The organism is Burkholderia sp. Ac-20365 (assembly GCF_017104715.1).
In the GTDB taxonomy this organism is placed as follows: Bacteria; Pseudomonadota; Gammaproteobacteria; order Burkholderiales; family Burkholderiaceae; genus Paraburkholderia.
In genome coordinates this window covers 100,943-121,881 of the sequence record NZ_JAAGPI010000005.1, presented here as the reverse complement: position 1 = coordinate 121,881, position 20,939 = coordinate 100,943, and the positions used below count along the sequence as shown (strand labels likewise).

General features: G+C 61.8%; 21 protein-coding genes. 7 read left to right on the top strand and 14 right to left on the bottom strand.

Annotated elements, in window-relative coordinates:
• The first annotated feature begins 78 nt into the window (after positions 1-78).
• Positions 79-693, top strand: a complete 615-nt coding sequence (locus G3O01_RS11740; protein WP_241023864.1) for an ATP phosphoribosyltransferase regulatory subunit — start codon at positions 79-81, stop codon at positions 691-693.
• An 83-nt stretch (positions 694-776) separates the two neighbouring features.
• Here the strand turns inward: G3O01_RS11740 and G3O01_RS11735 are convergent, their stop codons facing one another.
• The 14 genes from G3O01_RS11735 to G3O01_RS11670 all read right to left on the bottom strand — a co-directional run bounded on the left by G3O01_RS11735 (position 777) and on the right by G3O01_RS11670 (position 14,265).
• The gene (locus G3O01_RS11735) at positions 777-2,288 is read right to left on the bottom strand and encodes an amidase family protein (protein ID WP_205804796.1); all 1,512 of its coding nucleotides are present in this window, start codon (positions 2,286-2,288) and stop codon (positions 777-779) included.
• Between the two features lie 70 nt (positions 2,289-2,358).
• Positions 2,359-3,024: a GntR family transcriptional regulator gene (locus tag G3O01_RS11730; protein WP_205804795.1), complete on the bottom strand. Its 666-nt coding sequence runs from the start codon at positions 3,022-3,024 to the stop codon at positions 2,359-2,361.
• A 56-nt stretch (positions 3,025-3,080) separates the two neighbouring features.
• Positions 3,081-4,406, bottom strand: coding sequence for an amidase (locus G3O01_RS11725; protein WP_205804794.1), 1,326 nt, complete (start codon positions 4,404-4,406; stop codon positions 3,081-3,083).
• Positions 4,407-4,485: 79 nt separating this feature from the next.
• The gene (locus G3O01_RS11720; protein ID WP_205804793.1) at positions 4,486-5,463 is read right to left on the bottom strand and encodes an ABC transporter substrate-binding protein; all 978 of its coding nucleotides are present in this window, start codon (positions 5,461-5,463) and stop codon (positions 4,486-4,488) included.
• Positions 5,460-6,278, bottom strand: coding sequence for an ABC transporter permease (locus G3O01_RS11715; RefSeq protein WP_205804792.1), 819 nt, complete (start codon positions 6,276-6,278; stop codon positions 5,460-5,462). The genes G3O01_RS11720 and G3O01_RS11715 overlap by 4 nt, the downstream gene beginning before the upstream one ends.
• Positions 6,275-7,132 carry an ABC transporter ATP-binding protein gene (locus G3O01_RS11710; protein WP_241023862.1) on the bottom strand — a complete coding sequence of 286 codons (858 nt, stop codon included), beginning with the start codon at positions 7,130-7,132 and terminating at the stop codon, positions 6,275-6,277. The genes G3O01_RS11715 and G3O01_RS11710 overlap by 4 nt, the downstream gene beginning before the upstream one ends.
• Before the next feature lie 201 nt (positions 7,133-7,333).
• Complete coding sequence (locus tag G3O01_RS11705) at positions 7,334-8,098, bottom strand: amino acid ABC transporter ATP-binding protein (RefSeq protein WP_205804791.1); 765 nt, start codon at positions 8,096-8,098, stop codon at positions 7,334-7,336.
• On the bottom strand, positions 8,095-8,763 hold the full coding sequence (locus tag G3O01_RS11700; RefSeq protein ID WP_205804790.1) for an amino acid ABC transporter permease: 669 nt from the start codon (positions 8,761-8,763) through the stop codon (positions 8,095-8,097). Before G3O01_RS11700 ends, G3O01_RS11705 begins: the two co-directional genes overlap by 4 nt.
• Before the next feature lie 16 nt (positions 8,764-8,779).
• Positions 8,780-9,538, bottom strand: a complete 759-nt coding sequence (locus G3O01_RS11695; RefSeq protein ID WP_205804789.1) for a transporter substrate-binding domain-containing protein — start codon at positions 9,536-9,538, stop codon at positions 8,780-8,782.
• Positions 9,539-9,580: 42 nt separating this feature from the next.
• The gene (locus G3O01_RS11690) at positions 9,581-10,330 is read right to left on the bottom strand and encodes an IclR family transcriptional regulator (RefSeq protein WP_205804788.1); all 750 of its coding nucleotides are present in this window, start codon (positions 10,328-10,330) and stop codon (positions 9,581-9,583) included.
• A gap of 505 nt (positions 10,331-10,835) precedes the next feature.
• Positions 10,836-11,570, bottom strand: coding sequence for a hypothetical protein (locus tag G3O01_RS11685; protein WP_241023860.1), 735 nt, complete (start codon positions 11,568-11,570; stop codon positions 10,836-10,838).
• A 403-nt stretch (positions 11,571-11,973) separates the two neighbouring features.
• Positions 11,974-12,555 (bottom strand): NAD(P)H-dependent oxidoreductase, encoded by a 582-nt coding sequence (locus tag G3O01_RS11680; protein ID WP_205804787.1) that lies wholly within the window; start codon positions 12,553-12,555, stop codon positions 11,974-11,976.
• A gap of 133 nt (positions 12,556-12,688) precedes the next feature.
• Positions 12,689-13,378 carry a nitroreductase gene (locus tag G3O01_RS11675; protein ID WP_205804786.1) on the bottom strand — a complete coding sequence of 230 codons (690 nt, stop codon included), beginning with the start codon at positions 13,376-13,378 and terminating at the stop codon, positions 12,689-12,691.
• A 155-nt stretch (positions 13,379-13,533) separates the two neighbouring features.
• Complete coding sequence (locus tag G3O01_RS11670) at positions 13,534-14,265, bottom strand: GntR family transcriptional regulator (RefSeq protein WP_205805144.1); 732 nt, start codon at positions 14,263-14,265, stop codon at positions 13,534-13,536.
• 383 nt (positions 14,266-14,648) lie between these two features.
• Between G3O01_RS11670 and G3O01_RS11665 the strand changes: the two genes are divergently transcribed.
• The 6 genes from G3O01_RS11665 to G3O01_RS11640 are packed head-to-tail and all read left to right on the top strand — an operon-like array spanning position 14,649 to position 20,835.
• Positions 14,649-15,965: an aromatic ring-hydroxylating dioxygenase subunit alpha gene (locus G3O01_RS11665; protein WP_205804785.1), complete on the top strand. Its 1,317-nt coding sequence runs from the start codon at positions 14,649-14,651 to the stop codon at positions 15,963-15,965.
• Positions 15,966-16,023: 58 nt separating this feature from the next.
• Complete coding sequence (locus tag G3O01_RS11660) at positions 16,024-17,460, top strand: glutamine synthetase family protein (RefSeq protein WP_205804784.1); 1,437 nt, start codon at positions 16,024-16,026, stop codon at positions 17,458-17,460.
• A gap of 26 nt (positions 17,461-17,486) precedes the next feature.
• Positions 17,487-17,810 carry a 2Fe-2S iron-sulfur cluster-binding protein gene (locus G3O01_RS11655; protein ID WP_205804783.1) on the top strand — a complete coding sequence of 108 codons (324 nt, stop codon included), beginning with the start codon at positions 17,487-17,489 and terminating at the stop codon, positions 17,808-17,810.
• A 4-nt stretch (positions 17,811-17,814) separates the two neighbouring features.
• Positions 17,815-19,071 (top strand): FAD-dependent oxidoreductase, encoded by a 1,257-nt coding sequence (locus G3O01_RS11650; RefSeq protein WP_205804782.1) that lies wholly within the window; start codon positions 17,815-17,817, stop codon positions 19,069-19,071.
• Positions 19,068-19,856, top strand: a complete 789-nt coding sequence (locus G3O01_RS11645) for a gamma-glutamyl-gamma-aminobutyrate hydrolase family protein (protein WP_241023859.1) — start codon at positions 19,068-19,070, stop codon at positions 19,854-19,856. The genes G3O01_RS11650 and G3O01_RS11645 overlap by 4 nt, the downstream gene beginning before the upstream one ends.
• 4 nt (positions 19,857-19,860) lie before the next feature.
• The gene (locus G3O01_RS11640; RefSeq protein ID WP_205804781.1) at positions 19,861-20,835 is read left to right on the top strand and encodes a LysR substrate-binding domain-containing protein; all 975 of its coding nucleotides are present in this window, start codon (positions 19,861-19,863) and stop codon (positions 20,833-20,835) included.
• Positions 20,836-20,939: the final 104 nt, after the last annotated feature.

Sequence of the window (20,939 nt, the reverse complement as noted above, 5' to 3'; positions counted from 1 at the left end):
CAAGGCGCCAAAAGGCGCCTTTTTTATTTTCAGCACCCGAGAGGATTCTCATGACCATGATTCGCGGAACACGTTTTATTGTTGGCAAGGAAGCCGCGCAGATTCGCGCTCTGGAAACGCAATTCCGGAGCTATCTTCATTAACGCTGGAGCAGAGGAGGCAATTGTCCCCGCATTGTGGTCTCAAGAAACATTCATTAAAAAGGTCGGCGGAAGCGAGATCATCGCGCAGATGTGGGCCTTTCCGGACAAGAAGGGACGAGCTTGCTGCCTGATTCCCGAGGCGACAGCACTCTTTCAGGAGCGATGCAACGAATTGCTGGGCCGCCGACGGGAGCGGATGTTGTTTTATATCGCGCGATGCTACCGCTATGAGCGACCGCAAGCCGGTCGTTACCGTGAATTTTCCCAACTGGGATTTGAGTATCTATGCGCCGATCCAGAATCGGCTGTCAAACGTAGCCAGGAAATAGCGACCGGCTTTCTCGATTCGCTTGGTCTTCGCTATGAGATCGATGGTTCGGCCCGTAGGGGACTTAGCTACTATCTGAACGGTCGGGGGTTCGAAATGCGCTGTGCCGAACTCGGAGCGCAACAACAGGTGGCAGGGGGTGGTGCATATCGGGAGGGCGCTGGTTTCGGCATAGGCGCTGAACGGCTGTTGTTGGCAATGAACGCCCAAGGTCTTGTATAGCGGAACCCTACGCGAAGTGGCTTTCTTCGAATGATCACCCATTGACCTTGTAATAGGGCACACAAACACGGTAACCGCGAGAATTACTCACCCATCCGCAAGCCCGGCGGATGCGTGACGACGGCACGCAGATCCGCCTGCACATCCTCACGCGTGTCGCGCAGCTTTTGCAGATCGGGCACAGGCCGCGCGAGCGCCTCGTCGCGGGCAAACGTGGCTTCGAGCGTTTGCGCGACATCGAGCAGGCGCGCCTCTCCACGCATCGGACCGATCATCTGCAAACCGAATGGCATGCCCGTGTGATCGACGCCGCATGGCAACGACAGCGACGGATTGGTGAGCAGCGTGACCACGTAAGTGAGTGCGACCCAGCGGTAGTAATTCTCGAGTTCGACGCCATCGATCTGCGCGCAGTGCGGCGTGGTCCATGCGAACGGCGTGACCGGCGAAACGGGCGAAATGATCACGTCGTAGCGTGCGAACAGCAACTGGAAGCGCCGGTATAGCGCGGTGCGCTGTGTGTCGGCGCGTGCGACGTCGGCGAGTGTGAGTGCACTGCCCATCTCGTAGTTCGTGCGCGTGTTCGGCCCGAGCAGAGACGGATCGCGCTCATAAGTCTCACGCAGACTCGCGACGAATTCCTGTGCGCGCACCACGTCGAACACGCGATGCGCATCGCCGATGTCGAGTTCGGCGGGATCGATGGGTTCACACACGCGCACCTGCGTGGCGATGCGCGCGAGCTTCGCGCGAAACGTTGCGCGAATCGACGCATCGACCGCGCAGACACCAAAATTTTCCGTATAGCCGATGCGCAGGGTGGTGTGATCGAGGCTCGCGGCGGCGTGCGGATCCAGTGCGAAGGGATAGCCGAGTGGATCGTCTGGTGAGTGTCCCGCGACGGCGGCCAGTTGCAGGCGCACGTCGGCGACACTGCGGCCCATCGGCCCGCTGACCCAGTTCGGCGCCCAGCCCAGCCGCCGATGCGCCGACGGCACCAGACCCGGCGACGCCCGAAAACCCACCACGCCGCATAACGCAGCCGGAATACGCAGCGAACCGCCGAGGTCCGAACCCGTTGCGAGCGGCAACATGCCCGTTGCGAGCGCCACGGCCGACCCGCCCGACGAACCGCCCGCATTCAATCGTGGATTGAACGGGTTGCCCGTCGCACCCCACACCGCGTTGCGCGTGTTGGCGCCTGCGCCCATTTCCGGCGTGTTCGTTTTCGCGGTAACGATCGCGCCGGCCGCGCGCAGACGCGCAACGAACGCGTTGTCCGCGGCGGGCACGTGGTCGCGATAGAGCGGCGATCCGTAAGTGGTCAACAGACCAGCCGTCTCTTCGAGATCCTTCACGCCGATGGGCAAGCCGTGCAGCAGGCCGAGCGGTTCGCGGCGCGCGACGGCTTCCTGTGCGCGCCGCGCCTCGTCGCGTGCACGTTCGAACGCGGTGGCGGCAAGCGCGTTAACGGATGGCTCGATGGCTTCGATGCGCGCGAGACACGCGTCGAGCAGCTCGACGGGCGACAGCTCGCCCGCGCCGATCAGGCGCCGTGCCTCGACGGCGGACAGGTCCAGCAGGGCTTCGGACATTCGGATCGTGATGGAACTGCGAGAGACAGGGGGGACGGGTAGTGACGCTGCCGATGAATCAAACAGCGAATCACGCTGCCAGCGCCCGTGCAGATTGATCGACGCACGCGACGATCGCATCGCGCGTATTGAGCAGATGCACACGCGTCTGCTCGCGCACTGCATCCGAGTCGCGTGCACGCCAGGCAGCCAGCAGTTGCGCATGCTCTTCGTTGTTGCTTGCCATGATATCGGGCTGCACATACATGGACAGCGAGACATAGGGCCTCGCGAGCAACGACAGCCCGCGCACGACCTCGAACAGCCGCGTCCCCGCTTCGGTTTGCATCAGCGCCTGATGGAACTCCTCGTTGAGAAGCGTCCACTGCTCCGAAGTGGGCGCGACCGTGCTCATCGTCTCGTGGCACGCATTCGCAGCATCCAGTTGTTCGACGCTCGCGTTCAGACACGCGCGCTCCGCGAGCATGGGTTCGAGCATCATGCGTAACTCGTAGATCTCGCTGACATCATCCGCTGTCAGGCCGCGCACTTCGACGCCTTTGTTCGGATCGATCGCGACGAGTCCTTCCGCGCGCAGATCGCGAAACGCTTCGCGCACGGGCGTCGTGCTGACACCGAGACGCTTCGCGACTTCCTCCTGGCGCAGCCGCGTGCCAGCGGTATAGACGCCTTGCAGGATCTCCACGCGCAGCGTACCCAATACATATTCCTGAATCGTGCGATACGGCTTGCCCATGGCGTCTCCTGATCGTGGTCTGTCAGTGCCCGATGTTGAGTGTCTGTACGAAAAGATCAGGCGGCGGATTCGCTGCGTGCATCGGGCGCGAGGTCGCGCTTCGCACCGATTACGCGTTCGACCCACGCCGCCGTGCGCAGTGTCGCCAGATCCTCGCCGAATGCGCCGATGATCTGGAAACCCAGCGGCAAGCCCTGCGCGGTCCAGCCTGATGGCACCGTCACGGCAGGCACGCCGAGCAGGCTCCACGGCGCGCAGAAAACAGGGTCGCCCGTATCGTCGAGACCTTCGGGTGCCGCACCCGTCGCCGGCACGCTGACGAGTGCGTCGCAGCCCGCGAGCAGCGCCGCCGATTCCGCGCGCAGTGCTGACTGCAACGCCAGTGCATCGCGATAGCGCGCTTCGGGCATCGCCGCGCCTTCGTCGATCAGCGCCTGCATGTGATGGCTGAGTTGCGCGCGGTGATACTCCGACACCGGACCGATTGCGTGCCACGCCTCCACGCGCAAGATCACCTGCAGCGCATCGACGATCTGCGCGAGATCCGCGCCGAATGCAATTTCGACCACCTCGGCGCCTGCAGCGCGCAACTGCGCAAGCGCTGCTTCGAAGTTAGCTTTCTGCGCGTCCTGCAGGCGCGCATCGAAAGGGGTGCGCACGGCGCCCAGACGCGGTGACGCGGCGAGCGGCGCGAACCACGTCTGCCAGTTAGCGACGCTTTCGATTGTGTCAGGACGCCCGGCCACGAACAGCGCGTGTGCAAGCGCGGCCGTTTCCACCGACTGCGCAAAAAGGCCGATGTGATCGAGCGACGCGGCGAGCGGATGCACGCCATCGCGCGCGATGCTGCCATAGCTCGGCTTGTAGCCGACCACACCGCAATAGGCGGCCGGGCGGATCACCGAACCGACCGTTTGCGTGCCGAGCGCAAGCGGCACGATGCCGGCACCCACCGCCGCCGCAGAACCGCTCGACGAGCCGCCCGGCGTGTGCGTGTGGCCCCACGGGTTGACGGTCGGGCCGGGCTGGCGCCACGCGAATTCCGTGGTCACGGTTTTGCCGAATACAAGCGCGCCATAGTCGCGCAGCTTCGTCACGATGGCGGCATCCGCCTGCGGACGATGCTCGCGATAAATCGGCGAGCCGTACGCGGTCGGCATGTCGACGGTGTCGATCAGATCCTTCACGCCAACGGGCAGACCCGCGAGCGGCGTGCACGCATCCGGCTCGACATACGATTCGGGGCGGTACGTGAAGGCGTGCAGCGTGGGTTCGAGCGCATCGGCGCGCGCGATGGCGGCGTCGAGGCGGGCGCGGCTCGCGGCGACATTGCCGCGTTGCGCGATCAGTTCCGTCACGAACGACGGCGAGGCTTCGGTCATGTTGCACTTCCATTCGAAGCGTTCGCGCACGGGCGCGCGCGAACGCGTGGGTCGATTGCCGGCAATGACTGCGGAGACCCTATTTTGCCAGCGAAGCCGCGAACGAATTGTCGACCGATCCCGCATAGGTGACGGCGCCCGGCTTGATATTGCCGATCGACTCCTGCAGATCCAACGCGTTGCGGAAAGCCTGCTCGGAAATATCCGGCGTCGGCGCGTAGATGTTCTGGTCGATCAACCGTCCCACGGCTGCTTCCACGATCTTCGGATCGAGCGAGGGAAACTCGCTCTTTGCGACGTCCTTGGCCGTCTGCGGCGACTGGTGAATGAGCGCCTCGGCCTCTGCGATCGATTTCACGAAGGCGGCGACCATCTTCGGCTTGTCCTTGATGGTCGAAGCGAGCGTGTCGATGGTCGAGAATGCGTAGCCGCCCGGATAGGCCTTCGGGAAGCCGTATACGATCTTGTAGCCTTGCGCGATGCCCGTGTCGGCCTGCGGTTCGTAGACGGCCGCTGCCTGGCTGCGGCCCGCGCTGACGGGCGCGAGTTCGGTGCCGAGCTGCACCGTATTGAGCGAGACCTTCTCGATCTTCTGATCCTTGATGAGACGTTGCAGCAGGTAGGTGCTGGTCGACGGCGGCAGCGCGACGGCCACGCTCTTGCTCGACATGTCGCCGGGCTGATGCACGCCGGCATCGGGCGGCGCGATGACCCACACCGGAACGCCCGCCACCACGTTCGCCACGCTGATGACACTCGCGCCCTTGATATTCGCGAGCACGGCGGTCATCGGGTCCTGCAGCGAGAAGTCCGCATGACCGCCGATCACGGCCGCCACGCCCGCCGCGCCGCTGCCTGCCGTGACCTTCGTCACGTCGAGTCCGTTCTTCGCGAAGATGCCCTTGTCGATTGCCACGTAGAGCGGCAGGTACTGGATCGACTGGAATGCCTGATAGACCGTTACCGGCTCGGCCGCGTGCGCGGGCAGTTGAACTGCGAACCCCGTTATCGCGGCAGCCGCCGCGATCGCGCCCATGCGTGCGTTCATCCGTTTCATCGTTTTGCCTTCCATGAAATGACCTTTGCTTCCGTGAATTGAACGATCCAGCTCAAGAGCGTCGCCATCAGCGTGAGCACGATGATGCCGAGCCACACGGTGTTCAGATCGAACAGCGACCCCGCGACGAACACTTCGTGTCCCAACCCTGCCTGCGAAGCGATGTACTCGCCCACCACCGCGCCGATCAGCGCGAAGCCGATGTTCACGCGCAGCGTGGAAAACACCCACGGCATTGCGCCTGGCAGGATGAGCTTGGTGAAGATCATCGAAGGCTTTGCGTTGAACGAGCGGAACAGGTTGAGCAGGTCCTTGTCGACTTCGCGCGCGGCGGCACAGGAAGAGATCATCGCCACCGCAAACGTGGAAATGCCGGCGAGCCACACTTTCGACGTCATGTCCGAGCCGAACCAGATGACGATGAGCGGCCCGAGCGCGATCTTCGGGATACTGTTCAGAATGACCGACAGGCCTTCGGCGACGCCCGAGACGCGCGGCACGAACCACAGCAGCAAACCGAGCGCGATGCCGAGCCCGCTGCCCACCACGAGACCGAGCACGGTTTCGTAGAGCGTGACGAGCGTGTCGCTGATCAGCGTGCCGCCGTTGAGACCTTGCTGCGCAGCCAGCCAGATGCCCTCAGGCGAGCCCAGCAGTTTGCCGTTGATCCAGCCCGCCGAGACGGCCACCTGCCACAGCGCGATGAGCGCGACGACGATGAGCGCAACAGCGCCCGTGGTGCCGAGCTTTGCCGCGTGGCGTGGCTTCATGCGCTGGCGCACCGGCGCGTCGGATGACATTGCTACGTCGCTCATGCCGTGGCTCCCGAGTGCTGGATGGTATGGCTGCGCAGCCCATTCCAGACGCGCGAATGGAAGGTGCGGAATTCGGGCGCTTCGCGCGCCGATACAGCAGTGCGCGGTCCGTGCGTGGTAAGACGCACGTCGATGTCGTCTTCGATGCGCGCGGGGCGGCCGCCCAGCAGGATCACGCGGTCGCTCACCGCGATTGCTTCTTCGATATCGTGTGTGACGAGCACAACGCTCGTGCCGCTTTGCTCACGCAGCGCCATCACGTCGTCTTCAAGTGCGAGCCGCGTCTCATAGTCGAGCGCTGAAAACGGCTCGTCGAGCAGCACGAGTGTGGGATCGACGAGCAGCGTGCGCGTCAGTGCCACGCGCTGGCGCATGCCGCCGGAAAGCGAATGTGGGTAAGCGTCGGCCACGGCGCCCAGTCCGTAACGTGACAGCATCTGACGTGCGCGTTCGTAATCAGCCGCTTTGACCTTACGATACAGCTCGATGCCGAGCACCGCGTTTTGCAACACCGTGCGCCACGGCATCAGCAGGTCTTTTTGCAGCATGTAGGCGATGCGGCCCGCGCTGCCATCTTCGCGCGCCCCCACGCTGACATGACCCGATTGCGGCTGGATCAACCCTGAAACGAGATTGAACAGCGTGCTCTTGCCGGCGCCGCTTCGGCCGACAATCGACACGATCTCACCGCTTTTCACGCTGAAGTCGAGACGCTCGAAGATCGGCACATCGACACCATCGGCAGTCCGAAATGCATGACTGAGTTGCTGGACCTTCAGGCGGTCCGTACCCGACGCGCGCGTCGTATCGATTGCACCTGCTGCTGGCGCAGCGGCAAAGGCAGAGAGACTCATGGACATCCCCATCGGTACGTGATGTGCATTTGTGCTGTGCACAACACATAATGCACAATCAAAAAATTGCGGCGCAAGTGGAAAAAAATTGCGCGCGCAATTGGGGAATTTCCTTGCCCGAAGATGGTGCGATGGATTGAAATGAGGAAGGTGTGCGGGCTCTCGCGTTTCCGATTTAACGGAGAGCCTGATCCGATCTGCTTACGAGCGCGACAACACCGCTTGCAGGAACGAGCGCGTGCGAGGCTGCGTCGGCGTCGAAAAAATGTGTGCGGGCGGACCGGCCTCGACGATCTCTCCGCCGTCCATTACGACAACGATATCGGCGACTTCCTTCGCGAAGCCCATTTCGTGCGTGACGACGAGCATCGTCATGCCTTCGGCGGCGAGCAGCTTCATCACCTGCAGCACTTCGCCGACGAGTTCAGGATCGAGCGCGGACGTGGGTTCATCGAACAGCATGACGCGCGGCTGCATCGCGAGCGCGCGCGCGATTGCGACGCGCTGTTTCTGGCCGCCTGACAGACTGGCCGGCATCGCATGCGCCTTGTGTTCGAGGCCAACCTTCTTGAGCAGCGCGAGCGCGGCCGCTTCAGCATCGGCTTTCGACGCGTCACGCAGCATGCGTGGCCCGACGGTGATGTTGTGCAGCACCGAAAGATGCGGAAACAGGTTGAACGACTGGAACACCATGCCCACTTCGGTACGCAGCGCGTTGAGTTCACGCTCCTTGAGCATCGTGCCGTGATCGACGAGGCGACGCCCGCAGATATCGATGGTTCCGCGCTCCGGCCGTTCCAGACCGTTGCAGCAGCGCAGGAACGTGCTTTTGCCGGAACCGCTCGGCCCGATCACGACCACCACCTGGCTTGGCTGGATATCGAAGTCGATGCCGTTCAGGACGCGATGCGTGCCGAACGATTTCGTCAGCTCGCGAATACTGACGACAGGTTGAGCGTTGTTCATTGAACCATCCCTCCTGCGCGCAGCCGGCGCTCGACGCGATGAAGCACGTAATTGGTCGTCTGCGTGAGCACGAGATAGACGAGCGCAATGACGAGATACACCTCGAGTGAGCGGTACGACACGCTGATGATCTTCTGTCCTTCGTGCATCAGGTCGTCGATGGTCAGGAGCGACACCAGCGCCGAGTTCTTGATAAGCGCGATGAACTCGTTGCCGAGCGGCGGAATCATGCGTACGACAGCTTGAGGAAGAATGATTGCGCGCATTGCCTGTCCCGCGGACATGCCGATCGAGCGGGCCGCTTCCATCTGTCCGCGATCCACGGATTGGATCGCGCCCCGCACGATCTCCGAGACATAAGCCGCCGAATACAACCCGAGTCCGAGCATGCCGCACACAAAAGCGGGCAACAGGATGTTGAACTGCGGCAAGCCGAAGAACAGCAGAAACAGTTGCACGAGCAACGGCGTGCCGCGGAAGAAGATCAGATAGCCGGTGCAAAAGCCATAGACCAGACGACGCTGCGGCGAAAGGCGGCCAATGCCGATCAGGAGCCCAAGCAGGCACGAGAGCACGAGCGCAGCGGCCGTCACTTCCACCGTGACCAGCGCGCCATGCGCAATATCGGCCCAACCGGCGAAGGCCGGTGTGAAGTCGAGTTGCATGAGTCAGATCCGCCGGTTATTTCGCGTTGGCGCTTGCGCTGAACCACTTCTTCACGATTGCATCGTACGTGCCGTCGGCCTTGATCTTTGCGAGCGCCGCGTTCATCTGATCGCGCAACTGCGGTTCGTCCTTGCGCACGGCGATGCCATACGCTTCCGTCGTCAGTTCCTTGTCCAGTACGCGGAAACCGGGACGCGTGCGCACGAACTGATACGCAGCGGGTTTGCCCGTCACCGCCGCATCCGCGCGGCCTATGCCGACCAGATCGAACATCTCCTGGTTCTTCTCGACTTCCACGCGCTGCACTTGCGGGTAGTTGTCGCGCAGGAAGTTGACCGACTTCGTGCCGACCTGCACGGTGACTTTCTTGCCGTTGAGATCGGCGAGCGTCTTGATCGGGGAATCGGCCTTGACGAGCGCTGAGAGGCCGCCCGCGAAGTAGGGTTGCGTGAAGTCGACGACCTGGGCGCGTTCAGGTGTGATGTAGATGGCGGAGATCGCTACATCGAAGCGATGCGCGATCAGGCCGGGGATCAGCCCCTTGAAGTCGATGTCGGTCCACTGGATCTGCTTGCCCATCGCCTTGGCGAGTGCATTCATGATGTCGATGTCGAAGCCCGTGCGCTGGCCCTTGTCGACGAATTCCATCGGGGGGAAGGTCGCGTCGGTTGCGACGTTCAGTACGTTTGCGTCTTGTGCGGCAGCGGTGCCGGGTGAGCCCGCAATGATGGCAATGCCGAGGCTCGCGGCGGAAAGAAGGTTCTTCAGTTTCATTGTGTGGGCTCCAGAGGTGTGTGGCCGGTTGTCGGGGTAGATTCAGGCGGCTTGCAGCCGGGCGGAAATAGCGTTGGCGGTGCGCACGGTCCGCTCAGCGAGTTGCTGTTCGCGGCCTGCGGCGCGCGAGGACGGCGCCATCAGCGTGATCGATGCGCTGGCGCCGGCGCCGCGCGACGGGCGTCGGAACACGGGTGCGCTGATACCCCATACGCCCGGGTCGACTTCGCTGTCACTTATCGCGTAGCCTCGCGCGCGGATGCTTTCCAGTTCTGCCTCGAGGGCGGCGCGGGCCGCGTCGTTGCCGGCAAACTGGCGTTCGAGCGTTTCGGCTCGCGTCTTGTCGGACATGAACGCCAGCAGCGACTTTGCCGATGCTCCCGCGCGCAACGGTACCGCGCGGCCCTTTTCGAACGAGCAGCGCAGCGAGTGGGTGCTCTCGATCATTTCGAGGCAGATCACCTGATCGTTCACGGCGACGATGAGCCCGACACTTTCTTGCGTCGTGCGCGACAGTTGCGTCATGCCGTCGCGGCTCGCTTCGACCAGCATCGAATTGATGTCGAAGCCGAGCGCGAGCTGAAGGCTGATAGGACCGGGCGCATAGAAGCCGGCATCTTCTGTGACGAAGCCCCAGCGTTTGAGCAGCGCGACTTGCCGGTAAAGCGTGCTTTGCGCGAGACCGGTCGCAGCGAGCATGTCCTTCACGGACATGGCATTGCCGTGGCTGGCGAGCGCGGTCAACACGAGCAGCAGGCGCTCGGCGCCGATGACACCTGTTTCCTGTTTCACAGTCGTTCCTGGACCGGAAGAGACGCGATGACGATGACCAGCAGAATGCCACGTGGCTCCCGCTGGACAAAAATTGAATTCCCACTGAGTGGGAATGATGCGGGTTTTTGCGGGAGTTGTCCGGACAAGCCTGCTTGTGAGGGTTGACCCCAGTACGGCTCGTGGCTCTGGTTCCGTGCGGGAATCGGGGGCGAGAGCGTTCAGCGTGACACGTGAGCAGCTCAGACAAGTACTGCACTGGCCCGGCCCGCTCGCGCGGGAGGAGAAATCAAAGCGAGTGAACGACGTCGAAGGTAGCCTTGCGGCGTTATCGTCGAGCGGGTGGAACCGGGCAAGAGCGGTTATTCGAAGTAATCGCCTGAATCGTTGACGATGAAACCTTCTTTGTCTCCGGTTCGCCACGTTAGCAGTGCTGCTTTCACGCGCGCGTCGTGGCTTCGTATGCCTGTCCTGGGCGATCATGCGCGGCCATGCCGAGGGCGGCCGCTGCACTCATCACCACCCTTTATTGCGACTTCATCAGATCCTGCCCAATTGCGGCGACAACTGCCTGCTCGCAATCCTTGAGGCCTGCGACCGACTGATCGAACTGGTCGATCAAGGTGCCGAAACTGCCGTAGTGATATTTTGTATCCGCTTCGACGTGGACAGAATTGGCCTTGATATCCCAGCCGCAGGCGAATGTCTTGAAGTACATGTCTTGCTTGGACTTCGAGTCGAGCAGACGAGCGCGGACAACCACCCACGGAATGAAGTCGCTCGATTCCGGCGGGGATACGTAGCCAAACGAAGTGATCCACACGCTCAGGATGGCGTCGGCGTTGGTCTTGATATCGGAGAAGTCGTCGGACTTGCCGTCGCTTGAGAGCTTGGCGTGCTGGTCGTGCAACGAGACAATTTCGTAGCCATTACTGGACAGGCGCGTTGTCAGGCTATCGCTTACGACGGGAGCAAAGGCAATCTTTTCGCTCGCCACACGCTGCGTGTATGTACTCGTATGATTGGCGTTGATCCCACCTTGCACCAGTCCACCAATCAAGCCAAATGCTCCGGCAGCACCCCCAAGGTTGACCACGCTCGCTCCGCGCGGCTCGGTGACATCCAGCATAGCGATCGAGCGGAGCTTTTCACGATTGTTGGCGGCGAGATCTGTTTTCGGAAGTGAAGCACAACCTGTGAGTACCGTTGTTGCAACGATAAAACTCGCGACTGCAGAAGTTGAAAGCCTTTTGTTATCCATGATTTTTTATTTGTGGATTGGGGGTGCGGACGCCATTGGCCGGTGTCTTTGGATAGAGGCCACTCTCAAGGCAACATTCAGACACGGGCAAGCTATTTAACGGCGCTGCTTGCATGAACTTTAAGTTTCTGACTGAGGTGAATTACCACTCTAGATGAATGACCACGCGCTATTGCTTGATGGCGGAAAGCAGCTCGGTGACAGTCCTGTGGAAGGTTCGCGGAAAGTAAGTGGACTGTTTCTTGTAGAGCCAGTTATGTTTTCTGCATTAAGCGCGCGAAACGATCGTCGCGCGTGGTCGTAAAGGCCGCCTGGCTACGGGGCACGCGCACAGACGTCAGTGGTCGTGTCAGTCTCGCAGACAGAAGCGCCGTCCAAAGCGCTTTTCACTGAGTCATCCTGCTTATTGGCGAGAAAGCTGTCGCGTCACTTCGACCAGGCGAGAACCGACCAATCGGGCCTCGGCGTCCGCCTTTTCGTCGGCGAGCCGACCGGTTTCGGTGAATGCCAGATGCGCGTTACCAAGAGAAAATCCCTGCGGAATAACGATGGCGCCTAATTTTTCCAATACTCCTCGCATGCCGAGCATCGAACGAACACCTCCCATCGGGCCCGGCGATGCGGACACGACCGCGGCCACCTTCGTTGAGATCAACGGAATCCCGGGCTTACCGTTTGCGAGCGGTCGACTGATCCAATCGATCGCGTTCTTCAGCGATGCGGAATAGCCGCCGTTGTGCTCCGGCGATGCCACGAGTAGCGCCGTGTGTTCCTCGAAGAGCCGCTGAAGATCTCTCACGCTGTCGGGAACGCCGTGCGTGTGTTCGACGTCGCCTTCATAGATAGGCAACTGATAGTCCGCAGATGAGATAAACGTAATCTCGCCGCCGGCTTCGCGCGCGCCCTGCGCCGAAATTTCCAGAAGTTTGCGATTCAATGAATGGCGACGGCCGCTGCCGCATAGTGCAATAACTTTGATGGTCATGATTCTAAAAAAGGAATAGGAAATAGAAACTGCGGAAGATAATTCGATTGACGACCGTGTCCAGACAGTCCGGCGGACTATCAGCGCGGTACTCGTGAGATGCCGTGCACCGCACGGCGAGAAAGGGCTTGCGTCAGGCCTGTTCGTCGAGGCCTGAAAATCGCGCGAAACAACTTACCGACTCGCGTGGGATGTCGAGTCGATTGACGGCGGAATGGTCATCCGCGTAACCGAGAGACATTCCGCAGACCACGTCGTGACCCGGTTCGATCTCGAGATGCTTTGCAATAACGGCCTGATAACGCACGAACGAGACCTGAGGGCAAGTGTGGAGTCCCCGAGCGCGCGCCGCAATCATGATGGTTTGAAGGAACAACCCGTAATCGAGCCAGCTGTACTTCTTCAGGCACGCATCAATCGTGAAGATCATGCCGACGGGCGCTCCGAAGAAATCGAAGTTTCTGCCCGTAGCCCGGGAGCGTGCATCGACGTCACGCTTGTCGATGCCGAGAGCGCCGTAGTAGCGCGCCCCGAAATCTTCCTGCCTCGACCTGAATGAATCGGGCAAAGGTTCCGGCATGTGTTGCAGCGGTGGATGCGTTTCATCGGCATGAGCAATGGCTAGCGCATCGCTCAGCTGCTGTTTGGCGCGGCCGCCCAACACATGAACACGCCACGGTTGCATGTTCGAATTACTCGGCGCAGTACGTGCTACATCGAGAATCGCAACGATGTCTTCTCTCGCTACCGCGTCGGAACGAAAGACGCGAACTGCTTTTCGCGATCGGATAATAGCGTCGACAATGCAGGCGTCCGAATTCATTTTGGACCGATCTCCACGGCTTTGAAAATGTCGAGCCATGATGACACGGGCGAGGGACGCGCTGCGGTGAAATCGGTGCAAGACCGAGTTGCAGCAAACAGGATTGGCCGCCGTGCAGTGCGCGCGGTGCGCACCGACGTTCAACAGAATTGCGCTTAAAGCACTGCTTCCGCTACGAGCTGCAACGCAGGCGCGAGCTTCAAATACACCTCTGGGCGCTCCAGCGCATAGGTCAGATTTCTTTGCGCGATCTGCACATGCTCGGTCGCGAGGGATTGCGCGCGTGCTCCTTCGCCGCGTTCCATCGCCTGCACCAGGCTGTGATGTTGCTGATGCGCCATGAAGAGCCATTGCCGGCCTTCCTCGATCGCAGACTGCATCGGCAGCATCGCGCTCGCCGCGGCGAACGGCAAACGGTTGTTCATGTCGATCGCGCGGATCAGCGCCGCGTTGCCCGAGCCTTCGACGATCAGCTTATGAAAGCGGCTGTTCATGTCCGTGTAGGCAGCGTAATCGTCGAGATCGAGTTCGCTCTTCGCGAGCAGGCGGTCGCCTGCGCGCAGGCATTCGTTCAGACCGTTTGATAACTGACGTGGCACGCCGTGCTCGGCCACGAGGCGCGCGGCCATGCCTTCGAGGTGTCCGCGCACGGCAATGGCATCGGCGATTTCAGCGGCCGTGATTCGACGCATCACGTAGCCGCCTGCTGGAGACGGCTCGACGAGACCTTCCTGTTCGAGCGTCGTGAGCGCAAGCCGGACGGGCGTGCGCGACGCCTGCAACCGCTCCGCGAGCGCGACTTCACCAAGGCGTTCACCAGGAGCGAATTCGCCCTTGAGGATCAGGTCGCGCAGATATACCAACACGCGTTCTTGCTGGGATTCCATTTCATTCTCCGGTGCCTTGGCGGGCGCGATGCCGCGCCGTTTGTTCGCCTGATTGTAGAGCATGAGCGATCCTGGATGGTGCTTGAGCTCAGATTTATCTCTTTAGGTGTTCGTCGCTGTATGCAATTAGCCCTAAATCTCCCATTTTTCGCTCTTCGGTCCGATTTGCGGGAAATCCCTGGTTAGTTATAAAAAACAGCGTAAAAACAACAACATATGAATATTACGGCAAGGTATTTTGAGTCTAAACGCGCTTTCAAAGCATGTCTTACTGCATACAAAGATTGAAAAAATGAATTCTCAGGCCTATTCTTCGTGCTCATCGAGAGGCGTTCTGCATACAGAGATCGTCCACTTGCATTCACTGAAACCGGAGACAAGCCATGATGAGTTCGCAGCAAAACGACACGATTACGCGGGTAGGCAAGGGCACGCCCGCCGGGCAGCTTCTGCGCAATTACTGGCAGCCGGTGGCGCTCGTCGAGGAACTACCCGCGCAGCGTCCCGTGCGTGCGGTGCGGCTGATGGGCCAGGACTTCGTCGTGTTCAAGGATGAGCAGGGGCGCTACGGCATGCTCGACCGCGATTGTCCGCATCGCGGCGCGGACCTGGCGGCGGGCCGCCTCGAAGCAGGCGGTCTGCGTTGCGCATTCCACGGCTGGCTCTTCGATGTCGACGGTCAATGCCTGTCGACGCCGGGCGAACCCGTCGGCAGCACGCTCTGCAAGAAGGTGCGGCAAAGCGCGTATCCCGTGGTCGAGCGCAGCGGCATTCTGTTCGCGTACATCGGTACCGGCGAGCCGCCCGCCTTTCCGAACTTCGACTGCTTCGCCGCGCCGGGCGAATACACGTTCGCCTTCAAAGGTCTATTCGAATGCAACTGGCTGCAGGCGCTCGAAGTCGGCATCGATCCGGCGCACGCTTCGTTTCTGCACCGCTTTTTCGAAGACGAAGACGTAAGCGAGAGTTATGGCAAGCAGTTTCGCGGCGCATCGGCGGATTCGGATATGCCTATTACCAAGGTGCTGCGGGAATTCGAATCGCCAGAGATTCTCGTCGGCCCCGCTGACTATGGACTTCGCCTGATAGCGAAGCGTCCGCTCGACGACACGCAGACGCATGTGCGCGTGACCAATGTCGTGTTTCCGCAGGCATTCGTGATTCCGATGAGCGCGGAAATGACGATCACGCAATGGCACGTGCCCGTCGATGACGAAAACTGCTACTGGTACGCAATTTTCACCAGCTTCGGTGCGCCGACCGACAAGGCGCAGATGCGCGAGCAACGGCTCGAACTGTACGAACTGCCGGATTACACGTCGCGCAAGAACCGGCGCAACCACTATGGTTTCAACGCCGATGAACAGCAGACCCAGACCTATACGGGCATGGGCTTCGACATCAACGTTCACGACCAGTGGGCGGTCGAATCGCAGGGCGCGATCCAGGACCGCACGCGCGAACATCTGGGCACGACCGACAAGGGCATCATCGCGTACCGCCGTCTGCTGGTGGATGCAATCGAAAAAACGCAGGCAGGCGAGAAGACGCTGATGATGATCGACGAACAGCAGGCCGCGCATCTGACAGGACCGGCGTCGATCGACGGCATCGGCCCCGCCGACGGTTGGGACGACTACTGGAAAGCATCCGACGTGAAGCGTCGCGAAGCCGCGCCGTGGCCCGCACCGAAAGCCTGACGACACATCCCGCAACCACAATGGAGCGCGCGGCCGTCGAGCGGCCACGCGAAGCAACATGTCATTTGTCGAAACCCACGGCTTGTGGACGGACGACCAGCACGCGGCCTGTGCCGCGCTGCTCGAACGGCTCAAAAAGAGCGATGTGCAGGTGGTGCGTTTTTCTTTCCCCGATCAACATGGACTGCTGCGCGGCAAGACGCTCGTCGTCGACGAAGCGATCCGCGCGCTCAAGAGCGGCGTCACGCTGACGAGCACGCTGCTCGCCAAAGACACGTCGCACCGCACGGTGTTCCCTGTGTTCACGACGGGCGGCGGCTTCGACATGCCCGAAATGCAGGGCGCCTGCGACACGCTGATGGTCGCCGATCCCGAAACCTTCCGCGTGCTGCCATGGGCACCGCATACGGGCTGGGTGCTGTGCGACGTCTACTTCGCGAACGGCCGACCCGTGCCGTTTGCAACGCGCCATCTGTTCCGGCGTGCGCTGGAGCAGCTTGGCAATCACGGCTTCGAATTCATGTCCGGTCTCGAAGTCGAGTTTCATGTCTTCAAGGTCACCGATCCCCACATGAAGCCCGAGCATTCGGGGCAGCCGGGCATGCCACCCGATATCGAACTGTTGTCGCACGGCTATCAATATCTGACGGAGTTACGCTACGACGCCGTCGATGGCGTGATGGAATTGCTCAGGCGCAACATCGACGGCCTCGGGTTGCCCGTGCGCTCGCTCGAAGTCGAATACGGGCCGAGCCAGTTCGAGTTCACGTTCGCGCCGACCACGGGCATCAAGAGCGCCGACGACATGATCCTGTTTCGCAGCGCAGTGAAGCAGATCTGCCAGCGCAACGGTTATCACGCAACCTTCATGTGCCGTCCGCGCATTCCGAATGTCGTATCGAGCGGATGGCATCTGCATCAGTCGCTCGTGCATCTTGCCAACGGCACCAACGCCTTCATGCCGACGGAATCGGGCGCGCCGCTCTCGGTCACGGGCCAGCGCTATCTTGCCGGGCTGCTTGCGCATGCACAGGGCGCCACGGCCTTGTCGACGCCGACTATCAACGGCTATCGCCGTTATCGGCCGTACTCGAATGCGCCCGATCGCGCGATCTGGGGCTGCGACAACCGTGGCGTGATGCTGCGCGTGCTGGGCGGTCCCAACGACTCCGCGACGCGCGTCGAAAACCGCGTCGGCGAACCGACCGCGAATCCGTATCTGTATTTCGGTTCGCAAGTGATCTCGGGGCTCGACGGATTGCGACGCAAGCTCGAACTGCCGCCGTCGGCGGACACGCCCTACGAAACGCAGGCCGACGCGCTGCCGCGCACGTTGAGCGACGCCATCGCCGCATTGCGTGCCGACGACTGCCTGCGCGAAGGTTTCGGCAGCGCGTTCGTCGACTATTTCTGCAAGCTCAAGGAAGCGGAGATCGACCGCTTCAATCTGGAAGTGACCGAGTGGGAACACCGGGAGTATTTCGAAACGTTCTGATGGTGTTCCCATCAAGGAGAGAAGTCATGCCTATCGTCACCTACATTCTGCGCGACGGCGAGCGCCGCGCCATCGACGTAGCCGCCGGCACCAGCGTGATGGAAGCCGCAATCCACCACAACGTGCGCGGCATCGATGCCGAATGCGGCGGCTGCCTGTCGTGCGCGACGTGCCATGTGTATGTCGACGCATCGTCGACGGCGGACCTGCCGTTACCCGACGAATCTGAACTGGAACTGCTCGACGCCGTAGCTGCGGAACGCCGCCCCGAAAGCCGCCTGAGTTGCCAGCTCGTCGTGATGCACGCAACGGATGGCCTCGTCGTGCAGATTCCGCCGCGGCAGGGGTGACATCATGCAACGCACCCTTGTGATTGTCGGCGCGTCGTATGCGGGCGTTCAGCTCGCTGCGTCTGTGCGGGAAATGGGCTTTGATGGTCGCATCGTTTTGCTCGGCGACGAACCCGACGCGCCGTATCAACGCCCGCCGCTGTCGAAGGGCTTTCTGACGGGCGGTTTTGCAGAGGCGCGCTTACCGCTGCGTTCGCAGGCTTTCTTCGACGAAGAAAACATCGAGTGGATGCCGTCGGTGCGCGCAACCCGCATCGACCGCGAGCGTTGCGAGATCGAACTGCATGACGGTTCGTGCATCGCGTACGACCATCTCGCGCTGACGACGGGCGCGCGCGTTCGCAAGCTCGACTGCGTGGGCGCAGAACACCGTGCCGTTCACTATCTTCGCGATCTGCGCGATGCAAGGCAGCTCGCGCAGACTGCGCGTACGGCGCGGCAGGCCGTCGTGATCGGCGGTGGCTATATCGGCCTCGAAGCGGCTGCATCGCTGCGTCAGCAAGGACTCGACGTGACCGTCGTGGAAGCCGAGTCGCGGCTGCTCGCACGCGTTGCGTCGCCGTGGATATCGGACTTCATGTTGCGGGCACACGTCGAGCGCGGCGTCGCGTTCGAACTCGGCCGCAAGGTGGCGGCGCTGCATGACGTGAATGGCCGCGTCGCCGTCGAACTGGACAACGGCGCGCGTCTGCCTGGCGATCTGGTGGTGGTCGGTATCGGCGTGAGCCCGAACACCGAACTCGCCGCGGACTGCGGGTTGCACGTGGAAGGCGGCATTGCCGTCGATGCCTGCGCGCGCACGAGCGATCCGTCGATCGTCGCGGCGGGCGACTGCGCATCGTTCGTCCCGCATTGGGCGCCGTCGGGCGCGCGCGCGTGCCGGATCGAATCCGTGCAGAACGCCAACGATATGGCGAAAACAGCAGCAGCATCGATCCTCGGGCGACCCGAGCCGTATCGCGCGTTGCCGTGGTTCTGGTCCGATCAATACGACCTGAAGTTGCAGATGGCGGGCGTGAATACGGGCTTCACCGACTTTGCCGTGCGCGGTTCGGTCGAAGAGAGGAAATGCTCGCTGTTCTACTTCCGCGACAACACACTGATCGCCGTCGACAGCATCAACCGGCCGCAGGATCACATGCTCGCGCGCAAGCTGCTCGCAAGCGGCACACACGTGTCGGCCGGGCAGGTACGCGATCCCGCGTTCGATCTGAAATCGCTTGCCGGCAGCGCAACGCACGCGATACGAGGCGTCGCATGATGATTGATGCAAGGCTTGGACGTCCGCTTGTCGGCGTCGTGTGTGACCGCTTCTTCGCTGGCGAACACGATCTGCACAGCGCCAAACACAGCTATGTCCACGCGCTGATGACGGGCGCGAACGTAAGTCCTGTGCTGATTCCCGCGACGCGCGGCATCGAAACGTTCGACAGTTATCTCGATGCCGTAAGCGGATTGCTGTTTCCGGGTGGCGCGTCCAATCTGGAAGCGCACCGGTATGGCGGCGACGCTATCGACGGCATGCTCGTCGATCCCGACCGCGATCACGTCGCGCTGGCGCTGATGCGAGGCGCTGCCGGGCGCGGCATGCCGATGCTCGCGATCTGCCGCGGCTTTCAGGAGATGAATGTCGCTTTCGGCGGCAAGCTGCACGCCGATATTCACGCGAGCGGGCATTCGGCCGATCACCTCGAAGACCTGTCCGAAGATCTGCACACGCGCTATCGATATCGTCACGAAGTCGAACTCACGCCGGCGGGCATGTTGTCGACACTCGCAAATGCACCACGCGTGCGCGTGAATTCGCTGCATCGTCAGGGTGTGGCGTCCTTCGCGCCGGGACTCGTGGTGGAAGCGCGCGCGGCGGATGGCTTGATCGAGGCTTGCCGCCTCGACGGACATGCATTCGCGCTCGGCGTGCAGTGGCATCCGGAAGTGATGCTGGAGCACGACGCGCTTTCGCGTGCCCTTTTCGAAGCATTCGGTGCGAGCTGTCGCCGCTATCGTCATGCATCGGATCAGGCAGACGCACATCAAAAGGCGTAGAACCATGTCAGCAGACCGTATCGACCTGAACCTGTTGCGGGTGTTCGACGCGATTTTCGAAGACCGCAATCTCGCTCTCGCGGGCAAGCGTCTGCATCTGAGCCAGTCGGCGATCAGTCACGCGCTAGCGCGGATGCGCGATGTGGTCGGCGACGATCTGTTCGTGCGCACGGGCAAAGGCATGGAGCCGACTGTGCGCGCGCTCGGCATGGCTGCACAGGTACGCGGCGCGCTTCAGCTGATTCGGGCCGCGCTGGGCGTCGATGCGTTCGATCCGGGCGTCGCGCAACGCAAGTTCGTGGTTGCGGCGAATGACTACATCACGTCGCTGGTGCTCGGCCGTCTCAGTCAGCGGCTGCACGCGGAAGCGCCGCTGGTCGATCTGGTGGTGAGGCCATCGACGCGCCTCGATCTCGCGGGTCAGATCGACGTTGGCAGGATCGACATGGCGATCGGCATTTTCGCGGACGTGCCCGCGCGCCTGCGCTCGTTGACGCTTTGGGAGCAGACCGACGTCCTGCTGCTTCATCGCGATCATCCGATCGCCGGGCGCCCCGTCACACGCGACGACCTGCTCGCCCATCCGCTCATTGCGATCTCGCAGGGCGGCGAGGAGGAGGGCGCGGTGAGCGGCTTCATCGTCGAAAGAGGGCTTGCGCGGCAATCGGAGATGTTCAATCGCGATGCGCTCAACCGCGCGTTCTCTCCTCACGCCGAGATGCCGCGCATGCGTATGTCCGTCGCGCACTCGCTCGCGATTCCCGCGCTGCTTCGCCACAGCAATATGCTGGCGCTCGTGCCGTCGTCGCTGGGTCGCGAACTGGAGCGCTATGGCGAACTGAAAATGTGCCCTACGCCCTATGCGTGTCCCGACGTTGCCGTGCGTGCCGTCTGGCACGAACGCAACGACGCCGACCCCGCGTTGCAATGGCTGAGGCATCAACTCGCGGACGTCGCACGCCAGGTGCGCAGCTGCTGATCGAAGCTGTTCAAGATCGGTATGCAAACAATTCACAATGCGTTCGCGCTGCATGTCGACACGTGAATGTCGTCGAAATAGCCACGAAAAACAGGGGTTTTTGA